19 protein-coding genes and 1 riboswitch are annotated in these 19,985 nt (G+C 40.3%); of the genes, 13 read left to right on the top strand and 6 right to left on the bottom strand.

Annotated elements, in window-relative coordinates; translation table 11 throughout:
* The first annotated feature begins 111 nt into the window (after positions 1–111).
* From B7E07_RS17270 to B7E07_RS17255, 4 genes are all read left to right on the top strand, one after another.
* Positions 112–1,080: an NAD(P)-dependent alcohol dehydrogenase gene (locus B7E07_RS17270; RefSeq protein ID WP_080847886.1), complete on the top strand. Its 969-nt coding sequence runs from the start codon at positions 112–114 to the stop codon at positions 1,078–1,080.
* Positions 1,081–1,331: 251 nt separating this feature from the next.
* On the top strand, positions 1,332–1,556 hold the full coding sequence (locus B7E07_RS17265; protein WP_080847884.1) for a hypothetical protein: 225 nt from the start codon (positions 1,332–1,334) through the stop codon (positions 1,554–1,556).
* 204 nt (positions 1,557–1,760) lie between these two features.
* The gene (locus B7E07_RS17260; protein ID WP_080847883.1) at positions 1,761–2,420 is read left to right on the top strand and encodes a suppressor of fused domain protein; all 660 of its coding nucleotides are present in this window, start codon (positions 1,761–1,763) and stop codon (positions 2,418–2,420) included.
* A 42-nt stretch (positions 2,421–2,462) separates the two neighbouring features.
* A complete protein-coding gene (locus tag B7E07_RS17255; RefSeq protein ID WP_080847881.1) occupies positions 2,463–3,209 on the top strand; it encodes an SDR family NAD(P)-dependent oxidoreductase in 747 nt (248 codons plus the stop codon).
* A gap of 270 nt (positions 3,210–3,479) precedes the next feature.
* Here B7E07_RS17255 and B7E07_RS23820 read toward each other — a convergent pair whose 3' ends face one another.
* The 3 genes from B7E07_RS23820 to B7E07_RS17245 form a co-directional block, all read right to left on the bottom strand.
* Positions 3,480–3,644, bottom strand: coding sequence for a hypothetical protein (locus B7E07_RS23820; RefSeq protein ID WP_176215235.1), 165 nt, complete (start codon positions 3,642–3,644; stop codon positions 3,480–3,482).
* 237 nt (positions 3,645–3,881) lie between these two features.
* Positions 3,882–6,506 (bottom strand): cation-translocating P-type ATPase, encoded by a 2,625-nt coding sequence (locus B7E07_RS17250; protein ID WP_080847880.1) that lies wholly within the window; start codon positions 6,504–6,506, stop codon positions 3,882–3,884.
* Between the two features lie 396 nt (positions 6,507–6,902).
* The gene (locus tag B7E07_RS17245) at positions 6,903–7,574 is read right to left on the bottom strand and encodes a hypothetical protein (protein ID WP_080847878.1); all 672 of its coding nucleotides are present in this window, start codon (positions 7,572–7,574) and stop codon (positions 6,903–6,905) included.
* Positions 7,575–7,837: 263 nt separating this feature from the next.
* Between B7E07_RS17245 and B7E07_RS17240 the strand changes: the two genes are divergently transcribed.
* The 3 genes from B7E07_RS17240 (at position 7,838) to B7E07_RS17230 (ending at position 9,985) form a co-directional block, all read left to right on the top strand.
* Complete coding sequence (locus B7E07_RS17240; protein WP_080847876.1) at positions 7,838–8,707, top strand: helix-turn-helix transcriptional regulator; 870 nt, start codon at positions 7,838–7,840, stop codon at positions 8,705–8,707.
* A gap of 152 nt (positions 8,708–8,859) precedes the next feature.
* Positions 8,860–9,057: a hypothetical protein gene (locus tag B7E07_RS17235; protein ID WP_080847874.1), complete on the top strand. Its 198-nt coding sequence runs from the start codon at positions 8,860–8,862 to the stop codon at positions 9,055–9,057.
* Between the two features lie 67 nt (positions 9,058–9,124).
* A complete protein-coding gene (locus B7E07_RS17230) occupies positions 9,125–9,985 on the top strand; it encodes an aldo/keto reductase (RefSeq protein ID WP_080847872.1) in 861 nt (286 codons plus the stop codon).
* A 20-nt stretch (positions 9,986–10,005) separates the two neighbouring features.
* On the opposite strand, the gene B7E07_RS17225 is transcribed toward B7E07_RS17230, so the two are convergent.
* Positions 10,006–12,201, bottom strand: coding sequence for a diguanylate cyclase (locus tag B7E07_RS17225; RefSeq protein WP_176215233.1), 2,196 nt, complete (start codon positions 12,199–12,201; stop codon positions 10,006–10,008).
* 172 nt (positions 12,202–12,373) lie between these two features.
* Positions 12,374–12,420, top strand: a riboswitch (PreQ1 riboswitch).
* A 142-nt stretch (positions 12,421–12,562) separates the two neighbouring features.
* Between B7E07_RS17225 and B7E07_RS17220 the strand changes: the two genes are divergently transcribed.
* From B7E07_RS17220 to B7E07_RS17200, 4 genes are all read left to right on the top strand, one after another.
* Positions 12,563–13,099 carry a VUT family protein gene (locus B7E07_RS17220; RefSeq protein ID WP_080847870.1) on the top strand — a complete coding sequence of 179 codons (537 nt, stop codon included), beginning with the start codon at positions 12,563–12,565 and terminating at the stop codon, positions 13,097–13,099.
* Positions 13,100–13,209: 110 nt separating this feature from the next.
* A complete protein-coding gene (locus B7E07_RS17215; RefSeq protein ID WP_445079832.1) occupies positions 13,210–13,380 on the top strand; it encodes a macro domain-containing protein in 171 nt (56 codons plus the stop codon).
* Positions 13,381–13,577: 197 nt separating this feature from the next.
* Positions 13,578–13,898: a hypothetical protein gene (locus B7E07_RS17210; protein ID WP_139785653.1), complete on the top strand. Its 321-nt coding sequence runs from the start codon at positions 13,578–13,580 to the stop codon at positions 13,896–13,898.
* Between the two features lie 811 nt (positions 13,899–14,709).
* The gene (locus B7E07_RS17200; RefSeq protein WP_080847865.1) at positions 14,710–15,360 is read left to right on the top strand and encodes a YdeI/OmpD-associated family protein; all 651 of its coding nucleotides are present in this window, start codon (positions 14,710–14,712) and stop codon (positions 15,358–15,360) included.
* A 42-nt stretch (positions 15,361–15,402) separates the two neighbouring features.
* Here B7E07_RS17200 and B7E07_RS17195 read toward each other — a convergent pair whose 3' ends face one another.
* Both B7E07_RS17195 and B7E07_RS17190 read right to left on the bottom strand, forming a co-directional pair.
* A complete protein-coding gene (locus tag B7E07_RS17195; RefSeq protein WP_080847863.1) occupies positions 15,403–16,599 on the bottom strand; it encodes a DUF2812 domain-containing protein in 1,197 nt (398 codons plus the stop codon).
* Positions 16,592–16,912, bottom strand: coding sequence for a PadR family transcriptional regulator (locus tag B7E07_RS17190; protein WP_080847862.1), 321 nt, complete (start codon positions 16,910–16,912; stop codon positions 16,592–16,594). Before B7E07_RS17190 ends, B7E07_RS17195 begins: the two co-directional genes overlap by 8 nt.
* A 292-nt stretch (positions 16,913–17,204) precedes the next feature.
* Here B7E07_RS17190 and B7E07_RS17185 point away from each other — a divergent pair, with 292 nt between their 5' ends.
* Both B7E07_RS17185 and B7E07_RS17180 read left to right on the top strand, forming a co-directional pair.
* Positions 17,205–17,966, top strand: a complete 762-nt coding sequence (locus B7E07_RS17185; protein ID WP_080847861.1) for an ABC transporter ATP-binding protein — start codon at positions 17,205–17,207, stop codon at positions 17,964–17,966.
* Complete coding sequence (locus B7E07_RS17180) at positions 17,963–19,885, top strand: FtsX-like permease family protein (protein WP_080847859.1); 1,923 nt, start codon at positions 17,963–17,965, stop codon at positions 19,883–19,885. Before B7E07_RS17185 ends, B7E07_RS17180 begins: the two co-directional genes overlap by 4 nt.
* Positions 19,886–19,985: the final 100 nt, after the last annotated feature.

The following is a 19,985-nucleotide window of genomic DNA, read 5'->3' as shown; positions in this document are numbered from 1 at the left end:
TGCGGGAGTGTCTTTTTTTATATTCGAGATATTACCCGTATGAGATTTTAATACATCGGTATTTATTTTCTCCGACTAGAATAATGTAAAAAGGACTAGGAGGAGTGCGAGATGAAGGCGATTGTTTCAGAAAGGTATGGCCAGGCAGATAGTCTTACATTAAGGGAAGTGGCAATTCCCAGTCATGATCGCAATCAAGTGCTGGTAAAGGTTCATGCATCATCCATTAATTTTGGAAATCTTGTTCTATTAAAAGGAAAGCCGCTGCCTGCCCGCCTTGCATTTGGGTTTTTGAAACCGAAGTTCCCTATTCCAGGCGGGGATGTAGCTGGTATCGTTGAGGCTGTTGGTGAGAACGTGACTGGGTTTCAGATTGGCGATGAAGTGTTTGGAGATTTGTCCAGCAGCGGCTGGGGGGCTTTTGCGGAATATGCAGCTGCAAATGAAACATCCTTGGCTTTGAAGCCCAGCAATCTGACATTTGCCGAAGCGGCCGCTGTGCCGATGGCAGGGGCAACAGCATTGCAGGCGATCAGGGATAGTGGGAAGGTAGCTGCTGGCATGAAAGTGCTGCTTCATGGAGCTTCAGGAGGAGTGGGAACCTATGCTATTCAAATCGCAAAGATGTATGGTGCGGAAGTAACCGCGGTGGTGAGTACTCGAAATACAGAGATGGCAAGAGCCTTAGGTGCTGACCATGTCATTGACTATCAAAAGGAAACCATAGAGAATCTTGAGCAAACCTATGATGTTATTTTTGGTGTGAATGGCGCTCAGCCTTTTTCCATTTATAGCAGGCTATTAAAAGAGAATGGCCAGTTTTTCCACGTTGGAGGGGAAAGCAGCCAGATGTATCAAACGCTCCTAAAGGGCTCATGGTTATCCATGGTTGGGAAAAAGAAATACAGCACATTTATGCACAGAACAAAGCAGGAGGATCTATTTTTTCTTAAAGAGAAAATAGAAGCGGGAAAGATACGGCCAACAATTGATCGAGCGTACTCCCTGCAAGAGGTTTCAAAGGCCATTCAATACTTTGAAAAAGGACGTTCTCAGGGGAAAGTCATTATTTCTGTATAAAATTAATGAAAAGCTATGTTTGTTTGGTCGTCATGTAAAGGTTACAGGCAGATTGGCGCTGCTGGTTCTATTTTAATGACATGGATTAGAAGTTCAGTTAACTGTGGCAACAAATTTATGAAAAAGAATAAAAATCCACAAATTAAATGACTTTGGAGTTTGGGTTTGCTTAAAAGGTGTGTCACATCAAAGTAAGAGAGGCACCTATTGTTTTTCATTTTCAATATAATGAATTTGAAGGAGTGATGACGATGCCGTGGCAACATAAAATACGCTATTTGATCGGTCAGCCTGTTGGTATTTCAATGACTAACGGACAAGGAACGTCAGGTGTTTTATGCGGTACATCTAATGGAAAGCTGCTTGTGATTGAATATTTGTATCAAGCACAATTCGCCATAAAGCAGTACGATTTTCATATGATTCAGGATATAAATGGATTTCCAGCTTGTCAGAACCAGCAGCCATTATATTAATCTAGCGTCCCTTCTATTGAGGGATTTTTTTGTTTGCTGTGCAAAAGAGTCAAATCTTTATTAGCTGTTAGAAATTCCCGCAAACACTGAAACAATTTATTTTATGAAGGTTCTCTTTTTAAATTTGCAAACAATTTTGTTATCCTTAAATGGAAGAGAAATGCCTAGAAGGATAAAAAGTTGCGAAGGGAGGCGGATATTTAGATGGAGATAGAAGAATATAAAGCACGTTCAGAACAGCAGGAGGATTGGGCACCAGGCTGGGAAGCAATTGACAGGGTGTTTGATCAGCTTTATGACAATCAAAACCCGGCTCATTATGGAATGGAATTACATAAGCGAGCGAAGTTTGGCGGAGATCAGTATTTGGACGGGTTTAGTATTTATGATTCCGTGAATGAATATAAACACATTCTGACATATGGAATGAGTGAGCTATATGTGAATGAGGAAGCGTTTGGCGGAGAATGGAGCGGCTGGGGATATGAGATGACGTTTAAGCTGAAAGCTGAATCGGCTGAAGATTGCTTGTGGGCTTGTGATGTGTTGGCCAATCTTGCCCGTTATACGTATACGCAGCAGCGCTTTTTCGAACCACTGCAGTTTGTGGCGGGCAATGGAACCACTATTCATTACGGAGTGGAATCAGACATCACGGCATTGCTAGTGGTCAATGATACAGAGGCGAAGGGGATCAATTCGGTACATGGCAGAGTAGAATTTCTGCAAGTAGTTGGCATTACAGAACGAGAATTAGAGCTATTGAAAGAGGATTTTACATTGGCACCAAAGCTTGTTGAAGAGATGAAGAAGGAGAATCCGTATTTGGTAACGGATATGGAACGGAAGAGATCTTACTTATAGAGGATTGGTTATTGTACGATACATAGGAAGGAGAATTTTATCATGGAAAAAACATTAAGACGTTTTGAAAATAAGGTCGCACTTGTAACAGGCGGACGTTCAGGAATTGGGCAGGCAATCGCACGCCGTTTGCGCGACGAAGGTGCAACCGTTATTACGGCACAGCGCGGGGAGGATAAGGAATTTGATTGGATCGCTGCTGATTTTTTCGATCCGCAAACACCAGAACGAATTGTAGAAGAGGTGATCTCTAGGGCAGGACAGCTTGATGTGCTAATTAATAATGCAGGGATGATGCAGGAAGCAGCGATAGAAGAAATGAGTCTGGAGGATTGGCAGAGGAACCTTACATTGAATCTAACTGCTCCCTTTCTCATGATTCGTGCTGCATTGCCTTATCTCCGTAAAACAAAAGGAAGTATCGTTAATACAGGATCGGTTGAGGGATTGGCTTCAAACCCGCTGCATGCGGCTTATGGAGCGACTAAAGCTGGTCTTCATGGACTGACCCGTGCAGTAGCTGTGGACCATGGACATGAAGGAATCCGCTGCAATGCAGTAGCACCTGGCTGGATTGATACAGATTTAAATCTTGATTTAATCGCAAATATGCCTGATGCAGAAGCGTTTCAGCGTAATATCGGGCGAATTCATCCAATTGGCCGCACAGGTTCTCCTGAAGAAGTGGCAGCACTCGTGGCCTTTCTTGCGGCTGATGAGTCAGGGTTTATTACTGGACAAATCTACCCTGTTGATGGCGGCAGAATGTCCAAGCTGAGTCTGCCTTAAAGTAGGCAATTGAAAAAACGCTCGCTGAAAGCCAGTATGATTCATGTTTGCTTTCACGAGCGTTTTTTCTGTCATAAGGAAGTTTGCAAGTGATTTGGTGTGGAGGAAAATGAGTGTAATAAGATAAGAGATGCACAATGCAAGCAGGTTCTGATATCGGCGGAGAATGCTAATACTAGTTCTACAGTTTGTTGTTTGGGAGAATTTTTTTTTCTGTTCAGGCATAGAAAAAAAGAAAAAAGCTGGCATCCACCAACTTGTTTATAAAACTTATAGCTTTTTTACACACCACTTATGAGAAGGAATCGTATTCTGGTTTAGCCTTTTTGCCATGTCTTCTGCTTCCGAGTAGTCTTCAAAGGTTTTGCTCATTTGGCTGTTTGAATTCTTTAAATGTTCTGTTGTTCCGCTAATGTTACGTATTAATACGAACATTGGATCAACTCCTTTTATCCTTATAAATTTAAGGATACCTTAAGCCTAACATAATTCGTGTTAAAATTATAGGAAAATTAGGAAACATATCAAACTTTCGACATTTAGAAATAAAAGATGCTTTAAATCTAGCAATTTTATGACTTCAATGTTATGAACTGCAACAACAAGTCCTATAGGCACTGTAAGAATAAAAATGCCAGACACCATAGAAAAGGTGCCTGGCATTTTTTTAGATTAAGTTAGATTTTTCGGTCTGAAAATCAACTTCAAAATCTCCATCAGCACAAGAGCCCCAAAGGATAACCCCAATGCTGTCAAGAATTCCTGTACTCCAAAAGTGGCCGGAATCGAGAAGATCTCACGTGTAAATGGTAAAAGAGTGAATCCGTATAGTACAAATCCTAATGCTACCGCACCAATAACATATTTGTTGCTGAAAAAGCCAGCTCCAATGGCTGTTTGAGTCGTGGATCGTGCAGCAAATGTCTGCAGGGTCCGTGCTAGAATTAAGGTTGAGAATGCCATCGCTACACCTAACTCTTCTGAATGCTGCAATCCAAGGTAGTGTGCAACGATTACCGCGATCCCGATTAAAATTCCTCTTGTTAAGACCGCTCGCATCGTCCCGCCTGCAAAAATGCCTTCATCAATATTACGCGGTTTCTTTTTCATGACACCTGGTTCTGATTTTTCCATGCCAAGTGCAATAGCTGGAAGAGAGTCATTGACTAAGTTAATAAATAACAGCTGAATCGCTGTAAACGGGTTTGCCCAGCCAATGATGACCGCAAACAGAATGGCAATAATGGCACCTAAGTTTCCGGCGAATAGATAGCCGATTGACTTTTTAATATTGTCAAAAACGGTCCGTCCCACACTGACTGCATTAACAATCGAGACAAAATTGTCATCTGTTAAAATCATCGAAGAGGCGTCTTTGGCAACATCCGTCCCGCTTCCCATTGCAATCCCGATATCTGCCTGCTTTAAAGCAGGAGCATCATTTACACCATCACCAGTCATTGCTGTGATGCGATTTTTCTTTTGCCATGCTCGGACAATGCGGATTTTATTTTCCGGTGAAACACGGGCATAGACGGAGATATCTTCTAGTTTCCGGTCCAGCTCTTCCTCAGAGAGTGCATCTAATTCCTGACCAGTTAAGGCAATATCATTTTCATCCATGAGGCCGATGTCTTTTCCGATTGCCTGTGCAGTCGTTTTATGATCACCAGTAATCATGATTGTACGGATACCTGCCTGCTTCGCTTGCTCGATTGAACCGTACACTGCTTCACGAGGCGGATCCATCATCGCTGTTAAACCAACTAATACTAAATCATGTTCATCTTCGTGCCCAATGCCATGATTCTCCGGCAGTTTCTTATAGCCATAAGCAAGAACACGCAGAGCTTGCTTTGAGTACTCTTCATTCATATCTTTAAATGATTGCAGGGATGAGTCTGTTAAAGCTTCTTCTTTCCCATTGATGAGCACATGACTGACCCGATTAAACATCACATCAGGACCGCCTTTAGTTAAAATCATCCGTGAACCATTAATAGTGTAGACGGTCGACATTAACTTCCGATCCGAATCAAACGGCAATTCTGCTTCGCGTTTGTTTTGATTGCGGATTTCTTCAAAATCGTCTACATAGTTGATCAGCGCTACTTCGGTTGGATCTCCAACTTCTTTTCCTTCATTGTTAATATAGGAATCGTTGCAGAGCACCATGATGTTAAACAGCATTTCTTCACTGTTATTCGGATTTTCAAGCGGTTTGTCTTTATTCCCTTCATCTGGAATGTAGTAGTTTGTCACTGTCATTTTATTTTGCGTTAGTGTCCCGGTTTTATCGGTACAGATGACACTCGTGGATCCAAGCGTTTCTACTGCTGGCAGCTTCCGAATGATGGCATGCTGTCTTGCCATTTTATTTGTTCCAACGGATAAAACAATCGTAACGATGGAAGAGAGTGCTTCTGGAATGGCTGCAACAGCCACCGCAACCGCGAACATTAAGGAATGTAAAATCGCTGTCGTCATATCCTCTGTCGTATCGCCAAACCAGATCCGGCCTACTTCGACTGCGAAGATGAGGATACATAGAATGAGAATGGCAATGCCGAGCTTTTTGCTGAAAGCATCCAATTTCCGCTGCAACGGTGTCTGTTTTTCTTCAGCGGTGGCAATCATGTCGGCAATTTTGCCAATTTCCGTTTGCTCGCCAGTGCCTGTCACTACGAATGTGCCGCGTCCGTAGACGACTAAAGAACTGCTGAATACCATGTTGCGCCGGTCCCCTAATGGAGCATCCTCGCTGAGAGTGTCGGTGTTCTTTTCCACAGCTTCCGACTCTCCCGTCAGCATGCCTTCATTGACCTTTAACGAGCCGCTTTCAAGAATTCGCCCGTCCGCAGGAACATGATCGCCTGCCTCGAGCAGGACAATATCTCCAGAAACAAGCTCCCGCGCAGGAATGGTCTGTCTTTCGCCGCCCCTGATGACTTTTGCATTTGGTGCGGACATGCTCTGCAAGGCTTCAAGAGATCCTTCCGCCTTTTTCGTTTGAACTACACTGATAATCGAATTAATAATAAGCACAAGGAAAATAATTAAAGATTCGACCACTTCGCCGAGAACAAGCTGCACACCGGCAGCAATTAACAGAACAATGACCATCGAGTCTTTAAACGTTTCTAAAAATAACTTCCAGGTAGGAACCTTTTCTTTCCCTTTAATTTCGTTATAGCCGTCTCTTTCTAACCGCTTATGTACTTCTTCCTGTGCCAGACCATCTTCAGTCGACTGAACATGCTGCAGCACATCTTCCTGACTTTCACGATAAAATTGCATAGTATTGCTCCTTTCCTTGCTACTATTATTCGTATTCTATTCCCTTTTCATGCTTTTATTTAAACAGAAAGGGAAGATAAGTCGAAACAAATGTAAGATGCCGAATGAGTCATTCGAGTGTGTTGATCTCCAAGATGGGATGGATGGAATTTTAATTGCATTTGCTTCATTGGAGAAATTGAATTTATTAAAATATTTATTTTAGTATTTGTTTACGTGGAGTAGAAGAGAGCTTAGTGTACCTTTAGAGTATGTTAGAGATGACGATCTTAAAAGGGTGATTATGATAAGTTTTTATTAAATTTTTGTGTATTCCTTTAAAAAATACAGGTGTGAAAACACATAAAAAAACCAAGACAAGGAGAAGATTCCCTGACTTGGTTTTGAGACAAAAGTTTATTGTATCTGAGATGGCTTCTTTTTCTTTCTTATGCGGCTCGACCAAAGAGCAGTTCCCAGCCAAATGAATGCTATTCCCATTGGAATGGCTAATAGCCGATCGAATGGATGTGGGATGACAGCGGCAGCAAGAGTAATGACTGCTGAAGCGGCAAGTAAAGCGCCAGCCATGGGAGGCAGGACTCCTGCACGAAATGTTGCAATCCCAAAGAGCAGTCCGCCGCCTGTATAAAGGATCCCTGCTACCGGTGCTAATATGGGGAAAATACCAAGGTTCACTTCACTTTGCAGCCCGCCAAAGATTCCTGTGATGCCCTCTACAAATCTTGGAGCATCATGTGTTAGCAAAGGTAAAACGAATGCCTCAATAAAACTAAAATTCATCGAAATAAACCAAAACAGGCTGAAGGTTACCCATCCAATCAGGCCAAGCCATCTCGTTTCTTCCGCTTGCTTCAAGTAGATCCCCAGTATGCCAATTAAACTAAACAGCGAAATGGAAATGGTAATGACAGCAGTGATCATCCATAAATCTGTGTTAACAGACGATAGTTGGTCTGCTGGATGGAAAAATTGAATTGAGATGTAAAAAAGCCCTGCTAAAATCGCACATAAACCACCAAATTGAATGACGCTTTCTGCTGTTGCATCACTGTTGATCTTTTTCATACGATACCCATCTCCCTGTAAGAAGGGGTTTGAAGTTTTTGTTACCCCAATTCCACTTCTTTGTATATTTGATAAATCAAAATTAACATTTTCATCTCCTTTTCACTGTCCATATCTTGCTGTAATGCCAATTTCCATTCAGCTTCATACTCGTCCTATGTTCATTTAATAGTAAGTTAGACCCGGAGATATTTACGAATTAATCAGCATATAGTATTTTAGGGTATATAGACCGATAAAAATATACAAAATAAGGTGATCTCATGGAGCATTATGAAGTAATTGAAAAAGCTTTAATACATATTGAGGATAACTTGGACCAGCCATTGTCATTAGAAGCTGTTTCAGGAGCTTTTCATATGTCGAAGTACTATTTTCATAGACTATTTTCTGCCATCATGGGCTGTTCTTTAAACGAATACATACGAGTCAGAAGATTGAATACCTCTGTAAAATACATTCAAAATTCAAATCTGTCCTTAACAGATCTGGCCTATCAATTAAATTTTGGAACACCATCGTCCTTCTCCCGTGCTTTTAAAAAACAATACGGTATTTCCCCGAACTCTCTAAGAAATAGTGAAAAGACAGTCGATTTAGCTGATATTCCTCCTGTTATTAAAAGACCCATTAAACATATTAATGGAGACGTTGTAACTGATTTTACCTTAACAAACTTCGATTCTATACAAATAAGCGGCCTTGCATTCGAGGTTGATTTATCCACAAACGATTTTAAGGAAGTCATCCGGTTTCATTCGAAAATGCTGACAGAAAGCATTAATCACACCATAAAAAGTCCCTGCTATGTCATTTATTCAAACTGCCAGCCAGATTCGACCAAGTTTAAAGCGCTTGTTGGGATTCCACATCATATAAAGATTGATAAGCCGCATTTTTTCACTGTAGATGTTCCCGCTTTTTTTTGTTCAAAATTTAACTACTATGGAGATTTGCTAGAAATTGGGGATGTCTTTATTACAGACTTTGCGAGGTTCTTAAAAATATCCAGACAAGAAGCGGAGGATGCGGATATAGAGCTTATTCAAGTATTTGAGGACGTTCACAATTTAGAATCGTCGTATCATATCGTTGTCCCAGTCAAAAAGCTGCCGATCGATTCAGATGTTTGATGTTATCTACTTATGTTCGTATTTAATGCAATGTAGCTGGATGTATCCATGAGGAAGAATGTCTTGCATCAGGAGGGGGAGAAAACTTAACGCTTCTCTTTTGCAGCAGACTGTTGTTTTAAACTGCCAGCGTAGTGAGTGGAGGTCTATTTATGATAGAAAGAACAAAATTGTTGATAGGAACCGCAGGATGTTTTATTTTATGTGTATTTGGTGTGTACCGATTATTAATTGAGAACTCATCCGGTTTTACCTCTATGATTATTCCCTTAATTTTTGCAGTTTCAGGTTTTCTTGGATTTGTAACAAATGTTTATAAATTGAGTAAGCAGAAAAGTGACAATATATGAACATTTTGGCAGAGAGCTAAAATTTTATTATAAGATAATAGGGTAGATATTCACGAAAAAAGAAAGGATGATTCTAATGAGCAGAAACATCACTTTACCGGACGAAACATCGCTGCCAAATGTGGGACAAGGCACATGGTTTATGGGGGAAGACCCACAAATGAAGTCAAAGGAAGTCAAAGCACTGCAGCTTGGCATTGAGTTAGGCATGAATGTCATTGATACGGCGGAAATGTATGCTGAAGGAGGAGCGGAGCTGGTTGTTGGGGAAGCGCTTAAAGGCCGCCGCGACGATGTCTTTTTAGTATCCAAAGTGTATCCGCACAACGCTGGATTGAATCGAATTGAAAAGGCATGTGAAAACAGCCTTAAAAGATTGGGAACGGATCATCTCGATTTATATCTTTTACACTGGAGAGGATCTGTGCCTTTAGCAGAAACGATTGAAGGAATGGAGAAGCTGCTAAAAGCTGGAAAAATCGCACGGTGGGGAGTCTCTAATTTTGATACAGCCGATATGAAGGAGCTTTGGAAGACAGAGAATGGGAAGAATTGCATGACCAATCAAGTGCTCTATCATTTAGGTTCTAGAGGTATTGACTATGATTTAGTTCCTTGGCATCAGGAGCATAATATGCCGATCATGGCATATAGTCCGCTCGCTCAAGGAGGCTCATTAAGGACGCAGCTGCTAAGTGATCCAACGGTAAAGGAAATCGCCGAAAAATATAATGCCCAGCCATTGCAAATCGCTTTAGCATGGACGATTCGAGCTGGCAATTGCCTGGCGATCCCAAAAGCTGTTCAGGAAGAACATGTACGGGCAAATGCGGAAGCAGCGAGAATCATTTTAACAGAAGTCGATTTACACAAACTTGATGAAGTATTCCCGAAACCTGCTCGGAAAATGCCTTTGGATATTATATAACGGTATAAAAAAGGTGGCTGTCATTTTTCAGCCACCTTGCATGATCTCACCTTCATGTCCGTGTTTATCACGACTTTGTCTCTTCCCGCGTTTTTGGCACGATATAAATTGTCATCTGCTTCGAGAATCATATCCTTGATGGATGAAAGGCTGTTTTCTCTTTGAATGCAAACCCCAATACTGACCGTTAAAGACAGTGTTTGATTACGATTTAAAAAAAGTGGACGGGAATGAAGTGATTTTCTTAACGCATTTGCCGCATGAAGCACCTCTTGTTCATTAACATCACTCGTAACGACAATAAATTCTTCGCCGCCATATCTGCCCACAAACCCTATATCCTTGAATGTATCTGCAATTCGATTGGCAACAAAGATAATTGCCTTATCTCCCATTGTATGACCGTATGTATCATTTACACTTTTAAAATGGTCAATGTCGATTAGTAAAATACTTACCTCTTTAGCATCTTTAACTATAGTATTTGCTTTTTCTAAAAAATACTTACGGTTTAAGACATTTGTGAGATGGTCGTACATAGCCGATTCTTTGATCGATGTATAATTCATAAGATTGTCCATTAAAACGGTAAATTGATCATGAAAATAAAGAACCATTTTATCCTTTTGATACGGATCAATATGGTCAAATTCATCTCCGCAGACAATAAGGATACCTGTATGATTTTGACAAACGATCGGAATAGCCAGGAATGTGCCAAAAGAATCAACCATTCCAAAAGGTCTAGGCGTGATGTCAGTCGCATAGATGATCCTTTTTAAATGTTGATCATCTATATGAAAGCGATCATCAAGCGATAAATCCCCCTGCTGAACAACCACTTCCCATTTTGCATTATTTTTATGTAAATACAAACCTTTTTCAAGCTTTGTCAGATAGAGGAGCGTGTAAAGGCCATTCTCCGCCAAAAGGGTAGGCTCTTTAATGCTGGACATTTGCTTAAAGAAATTCTGCATCAGTGTCTGCATGTAATATTTCTTTGATTCCTGCTCTTTTTCAATGGTCACTCGTTTAATTTTATCACCAAGACCGAATGAGAGGACAAGCACCTCCACCACCATGCCGATTTTTGGAGCAAATAAGGTTAATGCATTAAGCGGAAGCAGCTGATAAGCCGCAAGAAGATTGGCTAATACACCTATTAATAAAAGTGACCATGCAGCAATAAAAAATCTGGCTTCTCTTGTTCGCAGCCTTACTTTCATGATGATCAGGATAATGAATACGGCAAAGATGGTAGCGATGACCGTGCTGGCCATTGTCGCAACTCCAATTGGAAAAATGAACGGAATGATCAATGAAACGCTGCAAATCGCCGTAAAAATAAGCACCCATTTATCCAGTCTTGGTGCAATGCTTTTCAGCTGCAGAAAATGTTTGGCAAACAGCAACCCGAACAGGGAGGTGAAAAGGATGAAAAAGGCATTTGACCGCAGTGCCCACCAAGGATAATCGCCCCAGAGCCATTCAAATGCATATCCATCCCAAATCGCCTGCATGGTCGTAAAACCAGCTATAAACAAAATATAATATAAATACGTTTTTTCTCTAAGAGAAAGGTATAAAAAACTATTGTAAATCATCATAGCAATCATAATGCCATAAAAAAGACCAAACATCATTTGCGAATCAGAATGTTGGGCTGAAAAGGCAACGGGAGTCCAAAGTGTGACGGGTGCCTGAAAAAAACTGTCCGTTTCAATTTTTAAATAATATGTATGTAAGTTTTCAGATGAATCGAGGTGAAGCGGAAAAACCAAATTACGGTGTTTAATGGTTCTATTATCAAAAGGCAGGCTGTAGCCAATCGTTTCTTGTAAATCTAGGCTTCCATTGTTATCACTATAAAAGGAAACCAAGCTTAAATGCGGCTTTTTAATTTCAAGCAGCAATTCTTTTTCACGGTCACTTGTATTCTGCATGTCGATCTTGATCCAATAATTCAAATCAGCAATATCCCCATCGATATCCGCCTGACTGAAGGGAACAAACTGATCCTGCCTATCGAGAATTTGATCTGAGGTAAGATCGTTTGAATCAACATACACCTGTAAATGGGAGGTCATGTCCTTTTCCGTAAAATCATTGCTGACGTTCACTGTATTGGCTTCAGCATAAGAAACTGAAACAGGAAAGAAGAGTGTAAAAAGTATGAAAAGAACAATGTAGTGATATTTTTTGAAAACTGGTTTCATTGAATTGACTCCCGTTTCATGCAATATTGGTATCATTATAACATGATAGTGTCAAATTTTAGCATATTATTTTAAGAGGGCTCTGTGATTGGTAAGCTAAAATGAGGATAAAAAATCCCATTGACACAGCCCTGTCTTATACGATAATATTAAACTCAATTGCATAACCCGATCGGGAGAGGTTCCTAGCTTAAACCCTCTATAAAAAACTATGGATTGCTGTGTCCATGTGGTCACAGCTTTTTATTTTTTTGATAGAAAGATTACCTAGGCCTCTTTTTGAGAAGTTTTCTGAACTTCGCATGGGAGGTCTTTTTTCGTTCGGTTATCATACAAACCTTTAACTTCAGGAGGAGTATACATGAGAATTTTATTGTATTTATTATCTATTATTATCGCCAATGTCGTAACGGCTAAATTTGCACCATTGGCTGTAGGGATTTTCATGATCCCAATGGGTACGCTGTTTATTGGCGCGACCTTCATCTTCCGAGATCTTGTCCAAAATAAATATGGAAGATCAAAGACGTACTTATTTATTTTTACAGCATTAATCCTATCCGGAGTCGTATCATTTCTGCTTGGAGATACGCTGATGATTGTGATTGCATCCGCTATTTCTTTCTTAATTGCGGAAACAGCTGATACGGAAATTTACACACGTTTAAAGCTCCCATTTGCTTGGCGTGTATTTTACAGCGGAATCGTCGGCGGCTTGCTGGATTCAGTTGTGTTTGTTGTGATCGGTTTAAGTCCGTTGGGTGCAAACATGCTCCCATGGGAAGCGGTGCCGGCAGCGATCGTTGGCCAAATACTGGCGAAAACGATCATTCAAATGATCGCAGCGATCATTATCCATCGCATTCATACTGGAAAAGAAAATAAAATGGCGTTTTAAGCTGGCGAGGAACCTATTGATTAGAATAGGTTCCTTTTTAATGGATGCAGAATGCTGTTGTCGCAAAGCAGAGTCGATGCTATGCTTACAGTAAAAAAAGGAGCATTATTATGCCTTTGGAAATTGTTCGACAGGATCTTACAGTCATGAAGGTAGATGCCATCGTGAATGCCGCCAATACAACATTGCAAAGGGGTGGCGGTGTTTGTGGTGCCATTTTTCAAGCAGCTGGAGTTGAGATGCTAACAGAAGCTTGTGATCAAATCGGGGCTGTGCAATAGGGGAAGCCGTGCTGAAGGATGGATTTAAGCTTCCTGCTAAATATCACACTCCTAACCTTATAATGAGCGGAGAAAATGAAATAAGGTATAAGCTGTCCTAAATCTTTAGTGATTTAGGATCTTTTTGGTGTGGGTTAAATATCTGAAACTTCTGTTAATTATATTCGTATTTAAGAGGTAAAGGAGGAGAAATGAGGGTGAAAAGGTATTTCTTATTCGTTTTATTGGTCTTAGTCTTAGAATTAGGCTTGCTCTACGGAATAGCAATCTTGTTAAATACAAATCTGGCAGATACCATGTTTATCGGGTCGCTTATCCTTGTCTTTTTTGCGTTTATCATGAGCTCAACCGGCGATGTTTTATCGAGAAACACTCAGCGGGCAGTGTTTAATATGTCTTTAGGAAGCTATAAACCGGAACGCGAGAAAACAACATTATCCATTAATCCATTTTTAGTAGGATCGATATTATGTCTGGTTGCTTATTTTGTGCTTTACTATTTTGGGGGTTTAAGCTAGACAGGTGATGGGTGTGTAAACAATAGTAGTGTTGAGTTATAGATACGGGGCACTGTATAATCATGGCATAGAAGATTTTGGGGGAGAATTGTGCCCGTGAGGCAGCGAAGTGCGAGTTGGAGGGCACTAAAGAGCAGGCAAAGTGCCCGTGAGGCAATGAAAAGCGAGTTGGCGGTCACAAAAGAGCGGGCAAAGTGCCCGTCAGGCAACGAAAAGTGAGTTGGCGGGCATTAAAGAGCGGGCAAAGTGCCCGTCAGGTAGCGAAAAGCGAGTTGGCGGGAACAAAAGAGCAAGGTAAGTGCCCGTCAGGTAGCGAAAAGCGAGTTGGCGGTCACAAAAGAGCAGGTAAAGTGCCCGTCAGGCAATGAAAAGCGAGTTGGAGGGCACAAAAGAGCAAGGTAAGTGCCCGTCAGGCAGCGAAAAGCGAGTTGGCGGTCACAAAAGAGCGGGCAAAGTGCCCGTCAGGCAGCGAAAAGCGAGTTGGAGGTCACAAAAGAGTGGGCAAAGTGCCCGTCAGGCAACGAAAAGCGAGTTGGCGGTCACAAAAGAGCGGGCAAAGTGCCCGTCAGGCAGCGGAAAGCGAGTTGGCGGTCACAAAAGAGCGGGCAAAGTGCCCGTCAGACAATGAAAAGCGAGTTGGCGGGCATTAAAGAACAAGGTAAGTGCCCGTCAGGCAGCGAAAAGCGAGTTGACGGGCACTAAAGATCAAGCTAAGTGCCCGTCAACAAGTGAAAGAGAGCCGAGGGCCCCAAAAGCGCAAACTACCTCTCCCGCAGTAACTACATAATTGTCTAAAAGGAGTAATATCATAATGTCAATCATTGATAAATTAAATCTAACTAAATACAACAATCTAGCGGTGCTACATCAGCCAGAAGACTACGATTTATTTAATGGCTATAAGACTGAACTGTCCGGAGATCATGATGCAATTTTTATTTTTATCGAGAATATCAACCAAATGGTTGAGCATACGAAGCGCATAATACAAGAGGAGCAATTAGTTGAGAAAGGGTATCTGTTTTTTGCATATCCGAAAAAAGGGAATAAGCGGTTTGATTCGCACATACATCGAGATGAGATCTTTCCGGCTATGAAGGTAGGAGAGGATGGCTATGTGGATGAAAGTGATATCAAATTTGCACGGATGGTGAGCATGGATGATGTTTTCACGGTGATTGGTTTGAAGCGTGAAAAGAAAAAAGCGAAAAAATCTTCCGCTGCAAGCCAGTGTGTGGCGGATTATGAGGATCAGATACCAGATGTAGAAAAACTGTTAACAGATCATCCTGAACAATTAACTTTTTATCAATCATTAACACCAGGTTATAAGCGTGACTGGGCACGGTATATCTTTTCAGCCAAGCAGCAGAAAACGCGTGATAACCGCCAAGTCCAAATGGTCGAGATCTTATCTAAAGGATTTAAGACAGTAGATTTGTACAGACAGGGAAAGAAATAGAAAAAAGCTTACAGACTTTGATTCTGTAAGCTTTTTTAGTTTCTATTCGGAAATCAATTTAATCTTTTCAACAGTGTTTTCAATTATGGTTTCTATAGTTGCGTGACCATAATAAGAAGCATACATGACAGCCTTTCCTTTATGTGCAAACACCATTTTTATTTTATCCTTATCATACGTAATCAGTAGATCCAATTCAGGATGAGAGGTTTCTATAAAATCTTCTCGTTCAGTTTGAAAACTTCTGCTTTGTATTAAATCCGAAATTACTGGCTCTGCCAAGGAAGGAAAGCGCAACTGGTATACTTTTGTATCAAGTGAAGATGAGTATTCTTCTCCATATTTCTGTATTTCACCTGGAATTAATCCGTGTTCAGAAGTTTCATATTGTAAGGGGGCAAGAGGACTCCAATTAAAAGAATATTGATTTCCACGATCTACATCGTCATTAAAAAAGACAGGTTCTTCTCTGATGAAATCCGGGTTATTCTCTAAATCTGCTAATCTGATAAACGGTAAGTCCGAGCTGCTTTCCGGCAATGTTTTCGTATCTATTTTTGTCAGCTGAAAAATAGGAATGACGGCAATTAGTCCCATTACGATTGTAAGCAGTATGCCTATAATATTTTGTGTTTGGAATCGTTTTTTCCAAGGCGCATGGTGGTCAATCGGTTTTCCTTCAATTAGGTTTCTGCGCAGTTTGCGGATGGATATGGCTGCTTGAAGTGAAAGGTATGTTGAATAAAGTAAAAACAGTGCAAAAATGATTTGAAAAACTGCGCTCCCCTCGATTAAGACCAGTGTAGGTGTTTCATCAAGAAACCAAACAGAAGCTTGCATTCCGAATAGTAAAAGCAATCCCGTAATCGAAAGGATTGTGCTAAAAGTTAACTTAGTATCCAAAGTTTCGATTGTAAAAGCCTGCTCGGCCGGATCGGTATGAAGTTCTGGTGCCTGCAACTCTTCGGGGGATGAAAAGACATGAAATAAATTATAGCTCGTTACATATTCCCAGCCGCTTTCTGCATACATTTGTTTTTGTTCGGATGTTATTTCGTCTCCCGAATTCACTTCAATTCGGTAGCGCATTTTCTTTGGTTCCCCTTTAACAAACTTAGCAAAAGGAAATCCCATCTTTTTAAGAAAAAGCCCCTGGGCAGCCATGTCTGCAAACCAGCTTTCATGTTCTCCGATTCGCCAATTGTCACTGGGCCGCAGTTTGTAAATGGTTTTAGCCATTTTCATCACCATCCTCTAAAATCCTGCTATCTTCAATTACTGCTTTTAAACGATCATGCTCCAGCCGCAGTGCTTTTTCTCCTTCAGGTGTTATTTCATACGTTTTTCTTCTTCCATCCTCTTCCGCTAAAGAAATGAGCCCATCTTTTTGCATCCTTGAAAGGACGCCATAAAGAGTACCAGGGCCCATGTTTACTCGGCCATTGGACACTTCTGCAATTGAATGCATGAGCTGATATCCGTGGTTAGGACGCATTAAGGCTAGAAGGACATAATACATCGCTTCTGTCATCGGGCCGCCGTTGTAGGCCATTTCAATCATCCTTTTGAAGTTATTATGTTACACGTTATATCGTCTAACATAATAGTGAAGGAATTTTCATCCAGTGTCAACCTTAATTGGAAAATAAAACAAGACTTAACGCGGAATAGCGCCCGACAATTTTCGACCAAATTCGGGGCGTCGCTGTGACGCCATAAGAACTTCGTAAGATTTAAAGCAGAAAAATAGAAGAATTTTGTTATGTATTCCAAATAATGATTGCCATAGTTTTCAGTATGATAAAGGCACTGAGACAAAGGTTTTTTATTCGGAGGGATATGTATTGGAAATTCTAAAGGTTCAAAATGTAAAAAAGGTATATCAATCTCGGAAAGGGGCAAAGGTAGAGGCGCTCTCTGATATCAGTTTTACTGTGGATAAGGGCGAGTATATTGCCATCATGGGAGAGTCTGGTTCCGGGAAGTCAACGCTGCTGAATATTTTAGCATCTTTGGATGATGTGACTGCTGGTGAGGTTCTGCTTGAAGGGAAGAACTACAAGGAAATCCCAAATGAGAAATTGGCCGCATTCAGGAGGGAGCATTTAGGATTTGTGTTTCAGGACTTTAACTTGTTAGATCAATTTACTTTGAAGGATAATATTTTTCTGCCGCTTGTAATGGCTAATCTTCGTGTAAAAGAAATGAATGCAAAGATTAAGGATTTAGCTGCTGCGTTGGAGATTGAACATATTTTAGATAAATATCCTTACGAAGTTTCTGGAGGTCAGCAGCAGAGAGCTGCTGTTGCACGAGCGTTAATCACATCACCAAGCCTGATTCTAGCAGATGAACCGACTGGTGCTCTTGATTCTCGTTCAGCACAGGAGTTATTGGACTTATTTGCAGCGTTTCATCAAGCTGGACAAACTATTATTATGGTCACACATAGTGTGTATGCCGCAAGTAAAGCAAGCCGGGTGTTATTTATAAAAGATGGAAAAATCAATAATGAAATTCAAAAAAAGAGTATGAATGAAGATATAACTCAGCAGATTTTTGATATGCAGTCAGCAGCAGTTGCGAAAAGGAGTACTAGCTTATGAATAAGAAATTATATGGTAAATTAGCGCTGACAAATCTTAAAAAGAATAGCTTAATGTTGCTGCCATATATCATTACTTGCATGGTTACAATTGCCTTATTTTATACAATGAATAGCCTGGTGAATGATACAGCTTTGAAGAACATTCCAGGCGGAAATTTTACGATTGACGTAATGAAGTTTGGGAGCTTATTGTTTACGATTCTTTCTCTGTTTTTTCTTCTATATGCGAATAGCTTTATTTTCAAGAGAAGAAAAAAGGAATTTGGTCTTTATCATTTGCTGGGAATGGAAAAAAAGCATGTTAGGAAATTATTGAGGATGGAAAATTCCCTGATTGCCCTGATGGCTACTATAGGCGGCTTAACCATTGGTTTAATACTTAATCAAGTTGTAGGCATAGCAATGTCCATTACGATGAATGTGCCGTTAACATTAAAGATCTTTTCTATAATGGCTGTTATAAAAACATTGGCCACCTTCAGCATTATTTTCATTATTATATACTTATATAATTTAAAACAGATGAACTCTATTCGTATTACAGAATTAATGAAAGGTGGACAAATAGGGGAGAGAGAACCAAAGGCGAAGTATGTGCTTGCTGTTCTGGGCGGTATTCTTTTGATCGCCGGATATCTTTTATCATTTACGGTTAGTGATCCTATACGAGATTTAAATACGATGATTGCAGCAATCGTGTTTGTGGTCGCAGCAACGTATTTGCTATTTACTGCTGTTAGCATTGTACTGCTTAAAATGCTGCGAAAAAATGAAAACTTCTATTATAACAAAGATTATTTTACTCTCATATCAACTATGCTTTATCGGATGAAACAAAATGCAATTGGCTTATCCAATATTGCAGTGCTAAGCACAGCAACCATGATTGTTTTGACAACCACGGTATCTTTATATTTAGGTGTCAATACGATGGTGAATAATACATTTAAGTTCGATGTGTCTATTACAAATGCAGCTGAAAATATTTCAGAACAGCAGCAATTGCAAGCATTTATTGAAGAACATAAAGACAGATATGACGTTGAGATAACATCATTTGCATCTTACCGGGGCGGACAGTTTGCTGCAGATTTAACAGGAGATGAGAAGGAAGAATTCTTTCGTATCCTTCCCCTGGAAGATCTCAACTCATTAACAAGTGAAAACATATCGTTAGCTTCAGATGAAGTCCTGCTTTTAAAAGGTCAAGAAACTGTGGATTTACAGAGCATCACGTTAAATGATCAATCATTCAACGTGAAGGGTACGGTGGAAGAACTGCCTATTGATACTTCCTTGGCTGATAGTATAGATGGTAATTGGATTTATGTCGTTGCATCGTTAACAGGTGAGTTTGCGCAAGCAGCAGATTTAGAAAACTCATTGACGATGTATCAAGACATTAATGTACAAGGAGATTCAAAGCAGGTAAATGAATTTTCCCATGCAATCGCTGATAAAGCCGAAACGATTGGCAATGTGTATGTTGAAGCAAAGTCAATTTACAAAGAAACGGTGTTAGGTAGTTTTGGCGGTTTGTTGTTTCTAGGTGTTTTTATTAGTGTTGTTTTGTTTGCGGAAACAGCTTTAATGATTTATTATAAGCAAATTTCGGAAGGGCATGATGATCGTCATCGTTTTGCTATTATGAAGAAAGTTGGAATAGGTGATAAGGAAATTACACAAATAATTAGAAGGCAAACTCTCATTATGTTTTTGGCTCCGCTAACAGTAGCTACTATCCATTTAGCAGCAATAATGCCCCTTGTGATAAAAATCATTGGAACTACCGCAGCGATGGATCATACATTTGTTGTGTTGGGAAGCGCACTTTTTGCAGCTATTCTGTTTACTATTATATATGGTGTAATATTTCGATTTACAGAGAAAAACTATCAGAGAATTATCATTTATTAATGCAGGACACTGAAAAAGAAGATAGGATGAAGCAATAGTTTCAGTTGGAAAAAAAGAGTGAAAAAACTGAGTTTTACAATACTTATAAAGAATGATGTTA

Source organism: Cytobacillus gottheilii, from assembly GCF_900166665.1.
GTDB classification, from domain to species: domain Bacteria; phylum Bacillota; class Bacilli; order Bacillales; family Cytobacillaceae; genus Cytobacillus; species Cytobacillus gottheilii_A.
This window is presented reverse-complemented; position numbering and strand designations above follow the sequence as displayed.

Bases quoted from the DNA above. Each gene is read 5' to 3' on its own strand.
- B7E07_RS17225 (WP_176215233.1), bottom strand. From the start codon at position 12,201: ATGAAACCAGTTTTCAAAAAATATCACTACATTGTTCTTTTCATACTT.
- B7E07_RS17255 (WP_080847881.1), top strand. From the start codon at position 2,463: ATGGAAAAAACATTAAGACGTTTTGAAAATAAGGTCGCACTTGTAACA.
- B7E07_RS17195 (WP_080847863.1), bottom strand. From the start codon at position 16,599: ATGGCTAAAACCATTTACAAACTGCGGCCCAGTGACAATTGGCGAATC.
- B7E07_RS17245 (WP_080847878.1), bottom strand. From the start codon at position 7,574: ATGAAAAAGATCAACAGTGATGCAACAGCAGAAAGCGTCATTCAATTT.
- B7E07_RS17250 (WP_080847880.1), bottom strand. From the start codon at position 6,506: ATGCAATTTTATCGTGAAAGTCAGGAAGATGTGCTGCAGCATGTTCAG.
- B7E07_RS17260 (WP_080847883.1), top strand. From the start codon at position 1,761: ATGGAGATAGAAGAATATAAAGCACGTTCAGAACAGCAGGAGGATTGG.
- B7E07_RS17270 (WP_080847886.1), top strand. From the start codon at position 112: ATGAAGGCGATTGTTTCAGAAAGGTATGGCCAGGCAGATAGTCTTACA.
- B7E07_RS17265 (WP_080847884.1), top strand. From the start codon at position 1,332: ATGCCGTGGCAACATAAAATACGCTATTTGATCGGTCAGCCTGTTGGT.
- B7E07_RS17235 (WP_080847874.1), top strand. From the start codon at position 8,860: ATGATAGAAAGAACAAAATTGTTGATAGGAACCGCAGGATGTTTTATT.
- B7E07_RS17180 (WP_080847859.1), top strand. From the start codon at position 17,963: ATGAATAAGAAATTATATGGTAAATTAGCGCTGACAAATCTTAAAAAG.
- B7E07_RS17220 (WP_080847870.1), top strand. From the start codon at position 12,563: ATGAGAATTTTATTGTATTTATTATCTATTATTATCGCCAATGTCGTA.
- B7E07_RS17240 (WP_080847876.1), top strand. From the start codon at position 7,838: ATGGAGCATTATGAAGTAATTGAAAAAGCTTTAATACATATTGAGGAT.
- B7E07_RS17200 (WP_080847865.1), top strand. From the start codon at position 14,710: ATGTCAATCATTGATAAATTAAATCTAACTAAATACAACAATCTAGCG.
- B7E07_RS17215 (WP_445079832.1), top strand. From the start codon at position 13,210: ATGCCTTTGGAAATTGTTCGACAGGATCTTACAGTCATGAAGGTAGAT.
- B7E07_RS23820 (WP_176215235.1), bottom strand. From the start codon at position 3,644: ATGTTCGTATTAATACGTAACATTAGCGGAACAACAGAACATTTAAAG.
- B7E07_RS17230 (WP_080847872.1), top strand. From the start codon at position 9,125: ATGATTCTAATGAGCAGAAACATCACTTTACCGGACGAAACATCGCTG.
- B7E07_RS17190 (WP_080847862.1), bottom strand. From the start codon at position 16,912: ATGGCCTACAACGGCGGCCCGATGACAGAAGCGATGTATTATGTCCTT.